Genomic DNA, 16,517 nt, shown 5'->3' on the forward strand with positions numbered 1-16,517 from the left:
CGACTAGATGTCGTACGACGCCCGTGGCACCGCCAGTTCCACCGGGCCCGAGTAGACCGCGCGGGCGTCGGCCAGGTTGATCTGTGGGTCGGTCCACGGCGGGATGTGGGTGAGGACCAGGCGGCGGGCGCCGGCCCGGGCGGCCGACTCGCCGGCCTGGCGGCCGTTGAGGTGGAGGTCCGGGATGTCCTCCTTGCCGTGGGTGAACGCGGCCTCGCACAGGAAGAGGTCCGTGTCGCGGGCCAGGGCGTCCAGGGCCTCGCTCACGCCGGTGTCGCCGGAGTACGTGAGCGACCTGCCGCCGTGCTCGACGCGGATCGCGTACGCCTCCACGGGGTGGCGCACACGTTCCGTGTGGACGGTGAAGGGGCCGATCTCGAACGTGCCCGGCTTGACCGTGTGGAAGTCGAAGACCTCGCTCATCGAGGAGGCCGAGGGGGTGTCGGCGTAGGCGGTGGTGAGGCGCTGCTCGGTGCCTTCGGGCCCGTAGACGGGGAGCGGGTCCGCGCGGCCGCCGTCGTGACGGTAGTAGCGCGCGACGAAGTAGCCGAGCATGTCGATGCAGTGGTCGGGGTGCAGATGGCTGAGGAAGATCGCGTCGAGGTCGTAGAGACCGCAGTGGCGCTGCAGCTCGCCAAGGGCGCCATTGCCCATGTCGAGGAGCAGCCGGAAGCCGTCGGCCTCGACGAGGTAGCTCGAGCAGGCCGATTCCGCGGACGGGAACGACCCCGAGCAGCCGACGACGGTGAGCTTCATAGAGCTGGAACCTCCGCGTGGCGATAAGTGCAGAAGGCAGGGACGGGTGCGGTGACGGGGGTCGTGCGGTCCGTCGAGCGTAAGGCGCAAAAGGTCGGGTCGCTCCTCCGCCAGGGGCCGTTGTGGGGGAACTCACCTGTGGTGTCACCGGTTCGGCTGGAACGGGGGCGCATGAGGCTTATGAGAGAGCGCACGGGAGTTGAAGAGGGCGGGCATCCCGGCAGACGCGCCGGTACCGTCGTCCATATGGACACGTCGTGGTGGCTCGCGCTGGCGGCAGTGGTGCTGCTCGCGCTGGTCGCGACGCTCCTCGACGGGTGGGGGCGCGGAGGGCGCCGCCGGGCGGCCGCCCGGCGGGCGGGGCGCGCGCGGCTGCATCCGCGCCCGGCGGAGATCTGGTGGGCGAACGTGCCCTCCCAGGGCCGGGCGCCCGGCCGGGAGCGGCCGTGTCTGGTGCTGACCGTGCACGGGGACAGTGCGACGGTCGCGGGAATCACCAGCAGGTTCCATGACGAGCGCGCGGGGGTGATCCCGTTGCCGCCGGGCACGGTGGCCGATGCTCAGGGCCGGCCGAGCTTCCTGGAGACGGACGAGTTGCGGGACGTGCCACTGTGGGACTTCCGGCGGCGGGTCGGGGTGGTGGACCCCGCGTTGTGGGACCAGGTGCGCTACCTGGCGGGTTGAGCCGGCGGTCCGGGGCGGGCGGTGTCATGGCGTCGCCACCGTGACCGTGACCGACCAGCGCTCGATGCCCAGGCACGATGCCTGGCCGGGGGACTTGGTGCACAGCGGACGGGTCGCGATGAGCTGTGCCGTGCCGGGTGCGACCGCCTCGAAGGCGGCGATGGTGGTGCCGGGTGCGCTGCCGATACCGGCGTTGACGGCCTTCAGCGCGCTGCCGTCGGCCTTGACGGGGCTCCAGGGCCGGTCCTTGCTGCCGTCCAGGGTGAGGCGGATCTTCCCGTGTGTGGTCAGGCAGACGGTGTGGCCCCGGTCGGCGGCGGTGAGCTGGACCTCGGGGGCGCAGCCCCGGCCGGTCGCGGTGGGCGACGGCGAGACGGGGGCGGATGCCGAGGGCGGTGCGGAGGGGGACGCGGACGGGGATGCCGAGGGTGCGGCCGTGGGCCGCGAGGGGGATCCCCCGGTGCCGGCCGCTCCTGAGTGCCCGCCGCCGCAGCCCGCGAGGAGCAGCGTCGCGGCGGCGACGAGAGTGATGGTGATGGTCCCGTGGGGGGTCGTACGGCGCATGGGGCGGCCGCCTTTCCTCAAGCCCGTGCCCTGTGTTCTGGCCCTTGCGCTGCTGTGACGTTCCTGCAGCGCATCAGGATCCCTGTTCCACCGCATCGGGTCCCTGTCTCCAGCGCACCAGCATCCCGGCCGGGCCGCCACCGGGCCCCGAACGGCCGCCGGGCCCCGGCCGCACACGCGGCCGGGGTCCGGCGCACCGAGGTGCGTCACACGGTCAGCTGGTCGTCAGCGCGGTGTCGTCGACGACGAAGCTGGTCTGCAGGGAGGAGTCCTCGGTCCCGCTGAACTTCAGCGTGACCGTGGAGCCGGCCAGCGAGGACAGGTCGAAGGACTTCTGGGCGTAGCCCGAGGCGGCGTTGACGTTCGAGTACGTCGCCAGGGACTTGGAGCCCGCGGTCACGGTGAGCTTGTCGTACGCGGTGCTGCCGCTCTCCGCGGTGTCGATGTGCAGGTAGAAGGTGAGCGTGGCCTTGCAGCCGGCCGGGATGGTCACCGACTGGGACAGGGTGTCGGTGTGGGTGGAGCCATAGCCGTCGAGCCAGGCCTTGTAGGAGCCGCTGTGGGCCGCCTCACCGCTGTCGTTGGTGATGACGCCGCTGGTGGCGGTCCAGCTGGTGCTGCCGGACTCGAAGCCGGGGTTGCCGAGCAGCTGGGCGGAGGTGCAGCCGCCGCCCCCGCCGGAGCCGACGGTCCAGGTGAAGGAGGTCGAGCCGGAGGCGCCGGTCGAGTCCTGCGCGGTGACGGTGACCTGGTAGGTGCCCGCGGTGGACGCCGTACCGCTGATCAGGCCGGTGGAGCTGTTGATGGACAGACCGGTGGGCAGGCCGCTCGCGCTGTAGGTGAGGGACGCGCCCGCGCTGTCGGTGGCCTGGATCTGCAGGCTGGCCGAGCCGCCGGTGGTGGTGGACTGGCTGCCGGGGTTGGTGACGGTCACCGTGTTGCCGCTGCTGGAGCCGGCGGTGAAGGCGGCGGTGCCGTTCGGGGTGCCCCAGCCGGTCGGGCCGTCGTAGCCGGTGCCCGCGGTGCAGAAGTAGGACGGGGAGCAGCTGCCGTTGTTGCCGCTGGTGACGTCGTACAGGTTGCCCGTGTGCTGGTAGGGGTACTTCGACGGGTAGTCGCCCGAGCCCGGGGTCCCGGCGAGGGCGTAGACGCCGGCGACGATCGGGGAGGAGGCGCTGGTGCCGCCGTAGACCGCCCAGCCGGAGCCGCCGTAGGTGTCGTAGACCGCCACACCGGTGGCCGGGTCGGCGACCGCGGAGACGTCGGCCTCCATGCGCTTCGAGCAGCCGCTGTCGGTCTGCCAGCTCGGCTTCGGGTCGTAGGCGGAGCAGCCGGAGCCGGTGCCCTCGGTGGAGCTGGTCTTCCAGACGGACTCGCTCCAGCCGCGGGAGTTGGAGGCGGTGGAGAGCGCGGTGCCGCCGACGGCGGTCACGTACTGGGAGGTCGCCGGGTACTCGGCGCCGTAGGCGGAGTCACCCGAGGAGACGGTGATCGCGACGCCCGGGTGCTTGAAGTACTGGGTGTCCTCGCTGGTCTGGGAGGAGGACTCGGAGCCGCCCCAGCTGTTGGAGACGAACTTGGCGCCGAGGGCGACCGCCTCGTTCTCCGCGGTGCCGAGGTCGGAGTCGGTCGCGGAATTGGCCTCGACGAGGATGATGTTGCAGTTCGGGCAGACGGCGCTGACCATGTCGATGTCGAGCGCCTCCTCGCCGGCCCAGCCGCTGTCGTTCGTCGGCAGCGAGGTGGTGGAGCCGGTCTGGCTGACCTGCTTGAAGCAGCCGTTGGCCTTGGTGCACGACGACAGGCCGAACTGCGAGCGGTAGGTGCCCAGGTCGGATTCGGCGTTGGGGTCGTTGTACGCGTCGACCACCGCGACCGTGAGGCCGGAGCCGCCCGTCGTGGGCAGGTTGTAGGCGCTGTGCAGGTTGGCCGGGCTCAGGCCGGAGGGCGCGGCGGCGGCCACGGCCGCGGCGAGCCGCTGCTTGATGTCGGTGCGCCGCTGGGCGAAGCAGGACGCGTGGCCGGGGGCCGCGGTGGCGCAAAGGTGCTCGGTGGGCACCTTCTGGCCGGCCTTGCCGGTGGCGCGGACGGTCTGCGCCTTGGGGTCGGTCAGCGCCTTGGCGTTCTGGGCGGCGCGGCTGGGGGGCGAGGCTTGCGCGGCGGTGGGGGCGCTGTGGGCCCCGGCCGCCGGCGCCGCCATGAGACCGGCGACGGTGAGAGCGAGAGCAGGGACGGCGGCGGTGAGGAGTCTTCGCAGGCTCCGGCGCCGCTTGCTCGGGCGTGACTCACGCATGGGGTGCTGCCTCTCTCGGTTTGAGGCCGGCGCCGCGCAGACCTGGGTGGGGCCGTACGCGGAGCCACAGCCGGAAGTGGGGATTCGCGAGCTGGGTGACACACCGTGACGCGCGTAGCGGCGGCAGGACGCGCGATCATGAGCATGACACGTCGAACCTTGAACACCCCGAAGTTGCCGAGTGAGCGTGACATGTCAGGGTGCGGGCAGAACGTAGCCCGGCGCGGACAAGGCGGGCAGTCCCCGAAGAGAGTTCTTTGCCGCTAAATGAGCAGCGCTTAGCACCTCCATAGGAGGGGTTTGGCGTGTTGATGGCGGGCCGGGCCCCTCACGGGAGGGGAAACACCGTGCCGGGAGGGGCCGGGCCCTGGGACGCGAGGGGTCGGGCCTCAGGCCCAGAGCTGCCCCTGCAGCGTCTCGATCGCCTCTTCCGTGGTGGCCGCCGTGTAGACGCCCGTCGACAGGTACTTCCAGCCGCCGTCGGCCACGACGAAGACGATGTCGGCGCTCTCGCCCGCCCCCACGGCCTTCTTCCCGACGCCGATGGCGGCGTGCAGCGCGGCGCCCGTGGAGACACCCGCGAAGATGCCCTCCTGCTGGAGGAGTTCACGGGTACGGGTCACCGCATCCGCCGAGCCGACCGAGAAGCGGGTGGTCAGCACGGACGCGTCGTACAGCTCCGGCACGAAGCCCTCGTCGAGGTTGCGCAGCCCGTACACCAGGTCGTCATAGCGGGGCTCCGCCGCGACGATCTTCACGTCCGGCTTGTGCTCGCGCAGATAGCGGCCTACGCCCATGAGCGTGCCGGTGGTGCCGAGGCCGGCCACGAAGTGCGTGACGGAAGGCAGGTCGGCGAGGATCTCGGGGCCGGTCGTCGCATAGTGGGCGCCCGCGTTGTCCGGGTTGCCGTACTGGTAGAGCATCACCCAGTCCGGATGCTCGGCCGCCAGTCCCTTGGCGACGCGCACCGCGGTGTTGGAACCGCCCGCGGCCGGGCTGGAGATGATCTCGGCGCCCCACATGCCCAGCAGGTCCCGGCGCTCCTGGGAGGTGTTCTCCGGCATCACGCACACCATGCGGTAGCCCTTGAGCTTGGCCGCCATGGCCAGGGAGATGCCCGTGTTGCCCGAGGTGGGCTCCAGGATCGTGCAGCCGGGGGTGAGCCGGCCGTCCTTCTCCGCCTGCTCGATCATGTGCAGCGCGGGCCGGTCCTTGACCGATCCGGTCGGGTTGCGGTCCTCCAGCTTGGCCCAGATACGGACGTCGGGGGACGGCGACAGTCGCGGCAGGCGCACCAAGGGGGTGTTGCCCACCGCGGCCAGCGGGGAGTCGTAGCGCATAGGTGATCAGCGACCGTCAGCCATGCCCGCCCGTCGCCCGGCCACCACCCCGGCCGGACGCGGCTTCGCCGCGGCAGAACCTCCGGCAACCGCCGGCAGGATCGTCACGTTGTCGCCGTCGGCGACCTTGGTGTTGATGCCGTCGAGAAAGCGGACGTCCTCGTCGTTCAGATAGACGTTCACGAAGCGGCGCAGCTCTCCGCCGGTGGCCTCGTCCACGATGCGGGCCTGGATGCCCGTGTGACGGGTCTCGAGGTCGGCGAACAGCTCGGCGAGGGTCTCCCCGTTGCCCTCGACGGCCTTCTGGCCGTCGGTGTACTGGCGGAGGATGGTGGGGATGCGGACCTCGATGGCCATGGCTTGGGACTCCTGTCGGGAGAAGTGAGGTCGGTGGGCGCGCGGCAGCGCGAAGATCGAGGGCTACGCCGGGTGCGGCTCCCCACGGTCCCGGCCGCGCCGGCCGCAGGGGTGCCCCATCGGCTCACGGCCGTACGGCGGCAGGCCGCGTCAACAGATGGCGCTGTTCAGCCTGCACAGGTCGACGTGCAGCCGCGCCACGAGCAGTGCGCCCGGCGTCTTCTTGCTCACGTCGTGGAAAACCATGGGGTCATCGTATCGATTCCCGTGCCGGTGCCCGGAGTGTGATCTCGCATGGTGGATGAGTTCTGCCCGCATCACGGGATCAGTACCTCTCCACCACGGTGACCTCTTCCTCCGTGACCTCGCCCTCCACGATCCGGAAGGAGCGGAACTGGAAGGGGCCGGCGTCGTCCGTGTCGGCCGTGGAGACCAGGACGTAGTGGGCGCCCGGCTCGTTGGCGTAGCTGATGTCCGTGCGGGACGGGTAGGCCTCGGTCGCGGTGTGGGAGTGGTAGACGACCACGGGCTCCTCGTCGCGGTCGTCCATCTCCCGGTACAGCTTGAGCAGATCGCCGGAGTCGAACTCGTAGAACGTGGGCGAGCGGGCCGCGTTCAGCATCGGGATGAAGCGCTCGGGGCGGCCGGAGCCCACCGGGCCCGCGACCACGCCGCACGCCTCGTCGGGGTGGTCCTCGCGGGCGTGGGCGACGATCCGGTCGTACAGGTCCTGGGTGATGGTCAGCATGACCGCCAGGATAGGAGAAGGGCCGTTCCGTACCGAGCTGTGGTACGGAACGGCCCACATGGTGAGCTACGAGGCTCAGCCGACCCTCTCCGGCTGCGGCTCGCGGCGCTGGGTGACCTCGGGGCTGCGGGTCTTCAGCACGGCCCAGCCGACACCGAGGGCGGCCGCCCAGACCGCCATCACGTACAGACAGGTGCGGGAGTCGTGGTCGTAGGCGATCAGGCCGGTGACGAACACCAGGAACGCGATGGCGATCCAGCTGCACACCGCGCCGCCCGGCGCCGGGAAGGCGGAGGCGGGCAGCCGGCCCGCGGCGACCGCGCGGCGGTACAGCACATGGCTGATCAGGATCATCAGCCAGGTCCAGATGCCGGCCGCGGTCGCCACCGAGGTGACGTAGCCGAAGGCCTTCTCCGGGACGATGTAGTTCAGGATCACGCCGATGCCCATGAAGGCGACGGAGACCGTGATGCCGAGCGCCGGGGTCTTGGACTCGGACAGCTTGCTGAAGGCCTTGGGGGCCTCACCGTTGTCCGCGAGGGTGCGCAGCATACGGCCCGTGGAGTACATGCCGGAGTTGCAGGACGACAGGGCCGCGGTGAGCACCACGAAGTTGACGATGCCGGCGCCGGCCGGGATGCCGATGACCGCGAAGGCCTTCACGAAGGGGCTGACGCCCGCCGCGAACTGGGTCCACTTCACCACGCACAGGATCACGGTGAGGGCACCGACGTAGAAGAGCGCGATGCGCCAGGGCAGGGTGTTGATCGCCTTCGGAAGGGTCTTCTCCGGGTTCTCGGACTCACCCGCCGTCACACCGACCAGCTCGACGGCGAGGTAGGCGAACATCACGCCCTGCAGGGTCATCAGGGAGGAGCCGACACCCTTGGGGAAGAAGCCGTCGAACTGCCAGAGGTTGGAGACCGACGCGGTGTGGCCCGCCGCGCTGAAGCCGAAGGTCAGCACGCCGAGACCGATCACGATCATGCCGATCAGTGCGGTGACCTTGACCATCGAGAACCAGAACTCGATCTCGCCGAACACCTTCACCGAGATCAGGTTGGCGACGAACAGGACCACCAGGAAGACCAGGGCGGTCACCCATCGCGGGATCGACGGGAACCAGTAGTCGACGTAGATCGCGGCGGCCGTCAGCTCGGCCATGCCGGTCACGACCCACATCAGCCAGTACGTCCAGCCGGTGAAGAAGCCGAAGAACGGGCCGAGGAACTCGCGGGAGTACTCCGCGAAGGAGCCCGAGACCGGGCGGTACAGGAGCAGCTCACCGAGCGCCCGCATGATGAAGAAGATGATGACGCCCGCGAGGGCGTACATCAGGATGAGGCTGGGTCCGGCCTTGGCGATGTTCGCCCCGGCCCCCAGGAACAGGCCGACGCCGATGGCGCCGCCGATCGCGATCATCTGGACCTGGCGGCTGCCGAGCCCGCGCTCGTACCCCTCCTCGGGGGCATCGCCGCCCACGGCCTCACTGCCGTCGTACTGCTTCCCGACCTGCGATGAGGTCATGTTGGTGCGCCTTTCTCCACGCCGACCCGAGCCAGTGCCATGGCGTCGGATCGGGTTCCGATCCCCCCGGATGTGATGGAGCTGTGCCTGGCCGGCGATCCGCCGGCTCGGTGGCGCACCCGAGCGGACGTGGGTGGTGTCCGTCGGGCGGTCGTGAAGATTTATCACGGGCGCAACATTGATCGGCGGTGTGACATGTGACGCACCGCACGGGAAGAAGCGGACAAAGAAGAACCAAGGCGGACAAATGTGGCCGCGACGGTGACGCGATCGTTATCCGGATCTGAGCGTCCTCTGAGCGAACACCGGACGCCGGCCCGGCGCGGAACGGGTTCCGCGGTTCAGGGCATAGGGATTACGCGGTTCAGGGCATAAGGGTCGTGACGAGGGTTTCCTGGAGGCCACCGAGCCACAGATAGGCCATCACCATCGGCTTGCGCGGGTCGTCGTCCGGCAGCTCGTAGAGGTGGTCGGTGTCCTCCTCGTCGACGATCTCCAGCCGGGAACCGATCGCCAGGCGCAGGTCGTTGAGGGCGCTGAGCCACTGCTCGGAGTCGCCGCGCGTCAGCTTCAGGACCCCGCCCTCCCCGCTCACCGAGGTCAGGCCGTCCAGGGAGCGGATCACCGCGAGGGCGTTCTCGCGCTTGCGCGCGCGCAGGTCGTTCTCGGTGAAGCGGCGGAACTCGGCGGAGTGGGCGCGCCGCTCCTCGGCCTCCTCGGGCGGGACCGACTCGCTGCCGGGGCCGCCGTAGGCGTCCGGGAACAGACGGCGCAGCACCGGGTCGGAGGGCGGTTCGCTCGGGCCCTCCGCGAACAGCTCGGCGAGCGGGTCGTCGGGCGCGTCCTCGGCCGGGCCCGGCCCGATGAGCTCGAGCAGCTGGACGGCCAGCGATCGGATGATGGAGATCTCGACGTCGTCGAGCGCGACGGCCGCGCCGCCGCCGGGGAGCGGTTCGAAGTGTCCTGGCATCGGTCTTTTCGCTGCTTGACGGGTCTGCGGCTCGCTACTTGCGGTCCTGCTGAAGGGTGGCCCACAGACCGTAGCCGTGCATGGCCTGGACGTCGCGCTCCATCTCCTCGCGCGTCCCGCTGGAGACCACCGCCCGACCCTTGTGATGGACGTCGAGCATGAGCTTGGTGGCCTTGTCCTTGGTGTAGCCGAAGTACGACTGGAAGACGTAGGTCACATAGCTCATGAGGTTGACCGGGTCGTTGTGAACGATCGTCACCCAGGGGACGTCTGGTTCCGGGACGGCGAACTGTTCCTCCGCCGACTCGGTCTTTTCGATCTCAAGAGGTGCGGGAGCCGTCACACGGCCCATGCTGCCATCTCAAGGGGGGGCTCGCACAAACGGACACCCGCACCACCGCCTTAAATCGTCAGACTGACGAGATGGGAGTACGATCGGCCGTCGTGTTGTTCACCCGTGGGGACAACCCCGAACCCCCGGCAGAGACTGGGGGTACCGACACATGTACGAGGAGAGCTTGGTGGGCGTAGCGGATCTCGGGTTGCCGGTGGACGTACCGTCGACGGCGCTCTTCACCGACCACTACGAGCTGACGATGCTGAAGGCCGCCCTCGCGGCGGGTACCGCCGAGCGGCGATCCGTCTTCGAGGTCTTCACCCGACGGCTGCCCGAGGGCCGTCGCTACGGCGTGGTGGCCGGCACCGGGCGCGTCCTGGACGCGGTCGAGAACTTCCGCTTCGACGCCGGCGTCCTCGGCTTCCTGCGGGAGCGCGGGATCGTCGACGATGAGACGCTCCAGTGGCTCGCCGGGTACCGCTTCAGTGGGGACATCTGGGGCTACCCGGAGGGCGAGGTGTACTTCCCGGGCTCGCCGATCATGCGGGTCGAGGGCTCCTTCGCCGAGTGCGTGCTCCTGGAGACCGTGATCCTGTCGATCCTCAACCACGACTCCGCCGTGGCGGCCGCCGCCTCCCGTATGTCCTCCGCCGCCGACGGCCGGCCGCTGATCGAGATGGGCGCCCGCCGCACCCATGAGCTGGCCGCCGTGGCCGCCGCGCGGGCCGCGTACGTCGGCGGCTTCACCACCACCTCCGACCTGGCGGCCGGGTTCCGCTACGGGATCCCGACGGTCGGGACGTCCGCGCACGCCTTCACGCTGCTGCACGACCGGGAGCGGGACGCCTTCCGGGCCCAGGTGGAGTCGATGGGCCGGGGCACCACCCTGCTGGTGGACACCTACGACGTCACCGAGGCCGTGCGGGTGGCCGTGGAGATCGCCGGGCCCGAGCTGGGCGCCGTCCGTATCGACTCCGGTGATCTGCTGCTGGTCGCGCACCGGGTCCGGCAGCAGCTCGACGAGCTGGGCGCGACCAAGACGAAGATCATCGTGACCTCCGACCTGGACGAGTACGCGATCGCCTCGCTGCGGGCGGCCCCCGTGGACGCGTACGGCGTCGGCACCCAGGTGGTGACCGGCTCCGGGCACCCCACCTGCTCGATGGTCTACAAGCTGGTCGCCCGGGCCGAGTCGGCCGACCCGAAGGCGCCGCTGGTGCCGGTCGCGAAGAAGTCGACCGGCGGCAAGACCTCCATAGGCGGGCGCAAGTGGGCCGCACGCCGGCTCGACGAGCACGGGGTGGCGGAGGCCGAGGTCATCGGCACCGGGCCGGTGCCGGACGCGCTCGTGGACCGGCAGCTGCTGGTCGAGCTGGTCAAGGGCGGCCAGGTCGTCGCCCGCGAGCCGCTGGACGTCGTCCGCGAGCGCCACATCACCGCACGCGCCGCCCTGCCGCTGTCGGCGACCCAGCTGTCACGCGGGGAACCCGTGCTTCCGACCGAGTACGTGTAAGACGGCGGTGTGACCGTCCCCCGGACGCATGAGCAGGCGGCCGGGGGGAATGCAACGGCAGCGCACCCACGCACCCGACCGACCATCTCGTGCCCCCTCCCGTCCGCCCCTCGAAGTCTCTAGGCTCGGTAGTTCGTACAGACGGCCGGGCCCCGCACCCCTCCGCTGTCGAACCGCTGCCGACCCTAAGGACACCGACCATGCGCCGCGCCTTGATCGTCGTAGACGTGCAGAACGACTTCTGTGAAGGCGGCAGCCTCGCGGTGGCCGGAGGGGCCGATGTGGCCGCCGCGATCACCGAGCTGATCGGTCAGGCCCCCGCCGGGTACCGCCATGTCGTCGCCACCCGGGACCACCACATCGCTCCGGGCGGGCACTTCGCCGACAACCCCGACTATGTGCGCTCGTGGCCCGCGCACTGCGTGGCCGGCACCGAGGGCGTCGGCTTCCACCCCAATTTCGCCCCGGTGGTCGCCTCCGGCGCGATCGACGCCGTCTTCGACAAGGGCGCGTACTCGGCGGCGTACAGCGGGTTCGAGGGGGTCGACGAGAACGGGCAGTCGCTGGCCGACTGGCTGCGGGCCCGGGAGATCGACGAGGTGGACGTGGTGGGCATCGCCACGGACCACTGTGTGCGTGCCACCGCACTGGACGCCGCACGGCACGGCTTCCGCACCCAGGTGCTGCTGGACCTGACCGCCGGGGTGTCCGAGGCGACCACCGAGCGGGCGCTCGAGGAGCTCCGGGAGGCCGGGGTGGAGCTGTCCGGCAAGCCCGTGGTGTAGCCCCGGCGGGCCGTGGTCCGGCCCCGGCTCACGCCTGTGCCGTCTTCTGCCGCAGCAGGGCCCGGATCGGGTGCCACAGCTCCTGCGACAGCTCCTGGCCCGTGCTCTCCGGGGCCGTGCGCCATATCAGGCCGTCGGGGTGGTGCAGGACCGCCGTGATCTCGTCGGGGGTCGGCGGGGCCGCGTTGCCGCGCAGATACACGGCGCGCAGTCCCAGATTGCGCAGGCGCGTCAGCGCCCGGGCGCGGTTCTGGGCGAGCACGAGCACACGGACGAAGCCGCCCGCCGAGCCCGGGCTGGGCAGGTTCAGCGCCACCACCACGCTGCCGCTCGGCAGCTTGCAGAAACCTCCTGCGGCCATGCCTTGTCACACCCCCGTGAGAACCGACGTCAATAAGAGAGCCACAGGACGCACCTAAACACGATCGGCCGCGACCCGCCAGAGGGTCACGGCCGATCATGCGTTGAGCTGCGGAAACGTCGCTCAGCTTGTGAGCGGTTCCACTCCGGAGAAGATCATCCGGGGGTCGTCACCGGGACGGCTGCACCGCCACCGTCAGTACGCTGCCGTTCTTGGTCTGCCGCAGGAGCCTGATCCTGGTGTGGGTGTCCGGCACCTTCACACTCGCGTACGGGGTCGCGGAGTAGTAGTACGTGCCCTTGTGGTCGTCGAAGACCGGAACGCCCGCCTGGCTCCTGATCTTGGTCCCCACACTGTTGTTGTGCAGCGTGATCGTGTCCGTCGGCTCCAGGGTGAAGGTGGAGTCGAAGCCCTGCATCCGCGTGCGCAGATAGGTGCCGTCCGTCCACTTCAGCGGCTTGGCGTGGGCGTCGACGGGCAGGATGAGCCCCTGGCCCGGGTGCTCGCTGACGTTGTTGTCCGCCTGCGAGGTGTCCCAGTACCAGACCAGCAGGCCGTTCTGGTACGGGTAGTGCTCCACCCAGCTCGGCCTGGTGTTCAGGAAGCCGAAGTTGTACGGGCCGGTCTTCAGCGTCGAGTCGTACGACACGTACTGGCGGTTCTCGGCGATGTAGTACTGCGGGTAGTCGCCGCTGTAGGACGCTCCCTTGACCGAGAAGCCGTTCACCGCCCAGTCGCCGGTGCCGTTCTCGGCCCCGTCGCTGAAGACGGCGGAACCGTCGGCGGTGACGGCGAGGTCGTCGGCCGTGAAGCCCTTCTTCGCCACACCGGTGTCGGTGGTGTAGCGGAAGCGCAGCTTGATCTTCTGACCGGCGTAGGCGTCCAGCGGGTAGACCAGGTCGGCGTAGCCGTCGAGGGTGCCGGTGAGCGCGGGCTGGTCGCTCGCGTCGCGCGGGATCGCGGCGCCGTTCGCCGTGCCGTCCACCGGCTTCCAGGTGGCGCCGCCGTCCGTGGAGACCTCCGTGTACAGGAAGTCGTAGTTCTGCTCGATGTCGTAGTAGCCCTTGAGGGACAGCGCGGCCGACGACTTGCCGGTCAGGTCGACATCACGGGTCAGCGTGTTGTTGAGGCCGTTCCCGCTGCCGCTCCACCACTGGTACGAGCCACTCGCCGGGGGGATCAGCTCCGTGGTGACGGTCTTCTTCGGCAGCGTGACGAGCACGGCCTGCGGGTCCTTGGTGTTGAACTCCGAGTACCCGATCTTCGTCAGCGACGTGGCGCGGGAGGTGACGGTCCGGTAGTTCAGCCAGCCCAGCTGGAGCTTGTCCCAGGCGGTGAAGTCACCGGGGGTGTCGCCGATGCTGTGCTTGCCGGTGCCGAGCCAGGAACCGGAGGACATGAGGTCCCAGAAGCCGGTGGAGTTGTCGGCGTTGCCGGTGGTGTCGTAGTTGTCGGGCAGGCCCAGGTCGTGGCCGTACTCGTGGGCGAAGACACCGAGTCCGCCGTTCTCCGGCTGGACGGTGTAGTCGCCGACCCACACACCGGTGTCACCGATCTGCGTACCGCCGAGCTTGCTGGTGTCGGGGCCGGTCCTGCCGGCGTCGGTGCCGTAGGCGTACCAGCGGTGGGCCCAGATCGCGTCCTCGCCCTGCGCACCGCCGCCCGCGGACTCGTCCTCGCCGGCGTGCACGATCTGGAAGTGGTCGATGTAGCCGTCGGGCTCGTTGAAGTTGCCGTCGCCGTCGTAGTCGTAGCGGTCCCACTGGTCGTACTGGGCGATCTTGGCCTTGATCTGCGCGTCGGTGTCACCGGCGGCCTTGCGCTGGGCGACCCACTTCGTGAGGGCGTCGCTGATCAGGTTCCACACGCAGGTGTCGCACTGGTTGGAGCCGTAACGGGCCTCGTTGTAGTCGACCTTGACCCAGTCCTGGACCTGGCCGTCGACCGAGTAACGGCCGGAGGACGCCTTCTCGTAGAACTGCTTGAGCGAGTTCTTCTTCGGGTCCGCGGAGAAGTAGAGGTCCTGGAAGTGCTGCCGGTTGTAGTCCGACTGCCAGGCGGTGCTGTTGTCCTTGGTGCGGTCCGGCGCGGCTATCCGGTTGTGCTCGGGGCCGGCCGTGCCGCCGTACTGCGACGTCTTGGTGCCGAACTCCGCGAGGATCGTGAAGATCTTGTCGGTGCGCTCGCGGGCGAGTTCGACGTACTTGCCGCTGCTGAGCTTCACCACCTTCGAGGCGCCGCGGTCCGTGACCGCCGCCTTGCCGGATATGACCCGGTTGAGCGCCTCTTCACGCTGCGCCGCCTGGGTCCTGCTCAGCGGTCCGTCGAGGTTGTGCTCCCTGCTCTCGGCCGACTGCGGGTCATGCCGGACGACAGGGGCCGCGGGGGCTTTCGCGCCCCCCTGGGCCACGGCGGTCGCCGAGAGGGCGGCGGTGGCCGCCGCGAGCGCGACGACGATCGCGGACGCTCTGAACGTCCAGGGTCCACTGGTCACTTGATGTCCTCCCCGACGCGCCCGGTCACGCGGAAGGGGATCCTGGATGCAGGGAAGGTCCGCGCGAGGTACGCGTGTGCCAAGTGACGACATTTGACCGGAGATTTAAGAGAAAAGACAGATCTTGACTTGCACAGGTCAATTGCATTAAGAGAACGAGGTATGCAGCATTCGAACACAATACGAACGGCGCACGGCCGACGCACGGACGGCTTGCAGACGGCATAGTCACCCGTCAACCGGCGCGCGGAACTGTCCACTTGGCGGACTGCATGACTCCGTGCGCCCCCCATGCATCGGCACCGTGGGTTAGGTCACGCTTACCGGCCGTTCCCCTCGGGCATGCAGGCGAATAGAGTCGACAGGCGGAACGTCGGAACGGCGACGGATTGCCCTGTCGACACCGTTGTCACCCCGCGATTCTTAGCTCCGCCCCAAGTGCCCCACAGGCGCCAGCAGTTGCCAGCAGTTATCCGCATCCTCCCCCATCGCGAGAGGCACGGGGGGAGGCCTCCACCCCCGAGGAATGGCCATGCCTCGTCCGAACACCGCACAGCTCGCCTACGGTTCCTGCACCGTGATCTTCTCGACCCTCGCCATGCTGTTGCTGTCCCAGACGAGTTCGGCCCTGGGGATCACCGTGGTCGCCCTCGCGGCTCTCGCCCTCGGACTCCTCGTCGCCGTGACGGTCCCCCTGCCGAGGTCCGCAGCGGCCGCCGGGCGGCCCGCCGAACGGCCGTCGGCCGCGGCCGCGCGCCCGACGGCGTCCGTCGGATCCGCCGCGCCCGCCGAGTCCGCGCACGAGCCGGCGAATCCCTGAACCGGGCGCCGCGCCCTCTGCACCGCGCAGACCCCACGCATGGACGCGCCCTCTCGTCGAGCGGACATGAACCGGCGGCCCCCGCTGCACGGGCCCGCCGATTCATACGTACGCCGCCGCCGTCGCGCTCATCCCCCGGGCCCGCTCAGACCGTGCTGACCTCCACGGTCCTGGCCGCCTTGTCGTGCAGCCCCTGCTTGTAGGGCCGGTCGAAGAAGCTCCAGCCGCCGCAGATCGCGGTCCAGATGCAGACACAGCAGAAGGCGAACGGCAGCCACAGCACGGCCGCGCGGATCAGCGAGGCCTGCACGGAGGGGTTGGAGCCGTCCGCCAGGTTGGCCACCCGCATGTTCAGCAGCCGCTTGCCGATCGTCTGGCCCGACCTGGAGATCAGCACGGTGTCGTACGCGATGTAGAGCACGGCGGCGATCACGGACTGGCCGACGGATCTGCCGTACTCGGCCCTGCCCGTCTCCACGCTGTACTCGGAGATGTGGAACACCCAGGACAGCAGCCAGACGACCACCCCCACGATGATCATGTCGATGATCCGGGCGAGCACGCGTTTGCCGCTGTCGGCCAGCGGGGGCATCCCGGCGAGGGGGTCCGTGCCACCGGGGCCGTACGGTCCTCCGGCGCCGTAGGGGCCTTCGCCGCCGTAGGGACCCCCGGCGCCGTACGGGCCTCCCCCGCCGTAGGGACCGCCTCCGGGGGGCGGGGGTGCGCCGTAGGGGCCGCCTCCGGGCGGGGGCGCCCCGTACGGGGGCTCGCCGCCGGGCGGAGGTGGGCCGCCGGGCGGGGGTTCACCACCGTACGAGGGACCACCGCCGTGCTCCGGGCTCCCGTGCGAGCCGGGGCCGCCGCCCTCGGAGGACGGGGGCTGCTGCTTTCTGAACGGGTCGTCCCCCGGAGAGTCCCCGGAGCCCGGGGGCGGCGGTTCGGTGCTCATGGCCCGAGTCGACCGCGAA

The 16,517-nt window shown here is 70.0% G+C and carries 16 protein-coding genes and 1 pseudogene; 4 read left to right on the forward strand and 13 right to left on the reverse strand.

Annotated features, from left to right (window positions below; all coding sequences use genetic code 11):
* Positions 1 to 3: 3 nt before the first annotated feature.
* Entirely contained in the window at positions 4 to 756 is a 753-nt protein-coding gene (locus ACFYX0_RS11690) for an MBL fold metallo-hydrolase (RefSeq protein ID WP_388969373.1), read from the reverse strand.
* Positions 757 to 1,002: 246 nt separating this feature from the next.
* On the opposite strand from ACFYX0_RS11690, the gene ACFYX0_RS11695 reads away from it, so the two are divergent.
* Complete coding sequence (locus ACFYX0_RS11695; protein ID WP_388969376.1) at positions 1,003 to 1,440, forward strand: type II toxin-antitoxin system PemK/MazF family toxin; 438 nt, start codon at positions 1,003 to 1,005, stop codon at positions 1,438 to 1,440.
* Positions 1,441 to 1,464: 24 nt separating this feature from the next.
* On the opposite strand, the gene ACFYX0_RS11700 is transcribed toward ACFYX0_RS11695, so the two are convergent.
* The 9 genes and pseudogenes from ACFYX0_RS11700 to clpS all read right to left on the reverse strand — a co-directional run bounded on the left by ACFYX0_RS11700 (position 1,465) and on the right by clpS (position 9,591).
* Positions 1,465 to 2,004, reverse strand: coding sequence for a hypothetical protein (locus tag ACFYX0_RS11700; RefSeq protein WP_355904360.1), 540 nt, complete (start codon positions 2,002 to 2,004; stop codon positions 1,465 to 1,467).
* A 214-nt stretch (positions 2,005 to 2,218) separates the two neighbouring features.
* Positions 2,219 to 4,297 carry a putative Ig domain-containing protein gene (locus ACFYX0_RS11705; RefSeq protein WP_388969379.1) on the reverse strand — a complete coding sequence of 693 codons (2,079 nt, stop codon included), beginning with the start codon at positions 4,295 to 4,297 and terminating at the stop codon, positions 2,219 to 2,221.
* A 389-nt stretch (positions 4,298 to 4,686) separates the two neighbouring features.
* Positions 4,687 to 5,637 carry a PLP-dependent cysteine synthase family protein gene (locus tag ACFYX0_RS11710; protein ID WP_388969382.1) on the reverse strand — a complete coding sequence of 317 codons (951 nt, stop codon included), beginning with the start codon at positions 5,635 to 5,637 and terminating at the stop codon, positions 4,687 to 4,689.
* A 72-nt stretch (positions 5,638 to 5,709) separates the two neighbouring features.
* A pseudogene (locus ACFYX0_RS11715) lies at positions 5,710 to 5,994 on the reverse strand (MoaD/ThiS family protein); the annotation flags it as partial.
* Positions 5,995 to 6,144: 150 nt separating this feature from the next.
* Positions 6,145 to 6,240 carry a putative leader peptide gene (locus ACFYX0_RS11720; RefSeq protein WP_311692371.1) on the reverse strand — a complete coding sequence of 32 codons (96 nt, stop codon included), beginning with the start codon at positions 6,238 to 6,240 and terminating at the stop codon, positions 6,145 to 6,147.
* A 79-nt stretch (positions 6,241 to 6,319) separates the two neighbouring features.
* Positions 6,320 to 6,742 carry a Mov34/MPN/PAD-1 family protein gene (locus ACFYX0_RS11725; RefSeq protein WP_388969385.1) on the reverse strand — a complete coding sequence of 141 codons (423 nt, stop codon included), beginning with the start codon at positions 6,740 to 6,742 and terminating at the stop codon, positions 6,320 to 6,322.
* A 75-nt stretch (positions 6,743 to 6,817) separates the two neighbouring features.
* The gene (locus ACFYX0_RS11730; protein WP_388969387.1) at positions 6,818 to 8,269 is read right to left on the reverse strand and encodes an amino acid permease; all 1,452 of its coding nucleotides are present in this window, start codon (positions 8,267 to 8,269) and stop codon (positions 6,818 to 6,820) included.
* A gap of 364 nt (positions 8,270 to 8,633) precedes the next feature.
* Complete coding sequence (locus ACFYX0_RS11735) at positions 8,634 to 9,239, reverse strand: DUF2017 domain-containing protein (protein ID WP_388969390.1); 606 nt, start codon at positions 9,237 to 9,239, stop codon at positions 8,634 to 8,636.
* 34 nt (positions 9,240 to 9,273) lie between these two features.
* Entirely contained in the window at positions 9,274 to 9,591 is a 318-nt protein-coding gene (clpS, locus tag ACFYX0_RS11740; protein WP_311692363.1) for an ATP-dependent Clp protease adapter ClpS, read from the reverse strand.
* A gap of 169 nt (positions 9,592 to 9,760) precedes the next feature.
* Between clpS and ACFYX0_RS11745 the strand changes: the two genes are divergently transcribed.
* Positions 9,761 to 11,089 carry a nicotinate phosphoribosyltransferase gene (locus ACFYX0_RS11745; protein ID WP_388969392.1) on the forward strand — a complete coding sequence of 443 codons (1,329 nt, stop codon included), beginning with the start codon at positions 9,761 to 9,763 and terminating at the stop codon, positions 11,087 to 11,089.
* A gap of 200 nt (positions 11,090 to 11,289) precedes the next feature.
* Positions 11,290 to 11,874, forward strand: coding sequence for an isochorismatase family protein (locus ACFYX0_RS11750; protein ID WP_388969394.1), 585 nt, complete (start codon positions 11,290 to 11,292; stop codon positions 11,872 to 11,874).
* A 28-nt stretch (positions 11,875 to 11,902) separates the two neighbouring features.
* Here ACFYX0_RS11750 and ACFYX0_RS11755 read toward each other — a convergent pair whose 3' ends face one another.
* A complete protein-coding gene (locus ACFYX0_RS11755) occupies positions 11,903 to 12,235 on the reverse strand; it encodes a hypothetical protein (RefSeq protein WP_311692357.1) in 333 nt (110 codons plus the stop codon).
* A gap of 169 nt (positions 12,236 to 12,404) precedes the next feature.
* Entirely contained in the window at positions 12,405 to 14,729 is a 2,325-nt protein-coding gene (locus ACFYX0_RS11760) for an immune inhibitor A domain-containing protein (RefSeq protein WP_388969396.1), read from the reverse strand.
* A gap of 532 nt (positions 14,730 to 15,261) precedes the next feature.
* Here ACFYX0_RS11760 and ACFYX0_RS11765 point away from each other — a divergent pair.
* Positions 15,262 to 15,549, forward strand: coding sequence for a hypothetical protein (locus ACFYX0_RS11765; RefSeq protein ID WP_355904387.1), 288 nt, complete (start codon positions 15,262 to 15,264; stop codon positions 15,547 to 15,549).
* Between the two features lie 145 nt (positions 15,550 to 15,694).
* On the opposite strand, the gene ACFYX0_RS11770 is transcribed toward ACFYX0_RS11765, so the two are convergent.
* Positions 15,695 to 16,498, reverse strand: a complete 804-nt coding sequence (locus tag ACFYX0_RS11770; protein ID WP_388969399.1) for an RDD family protein — start codon at positions 16,496 to 16,498, stop codon at positions 15,695 to 15,697.
* Between the last annotated feature and the right edge of the window lie 19 nt (positions 16,499 to 16,517).

Origin of the sequence: Streptomyces sp. NPDC002573 (genome assembly GCF_042889625.1) — a bacterium.
In the GTDB taxonomy this organism is placed as follows: domain Bacteria; phylum Actinomycetota; class Actinomycetes; order Streptomycetales; family Streptomycetaceae; genus Streptomyces; species Streptomyces gibsoniae.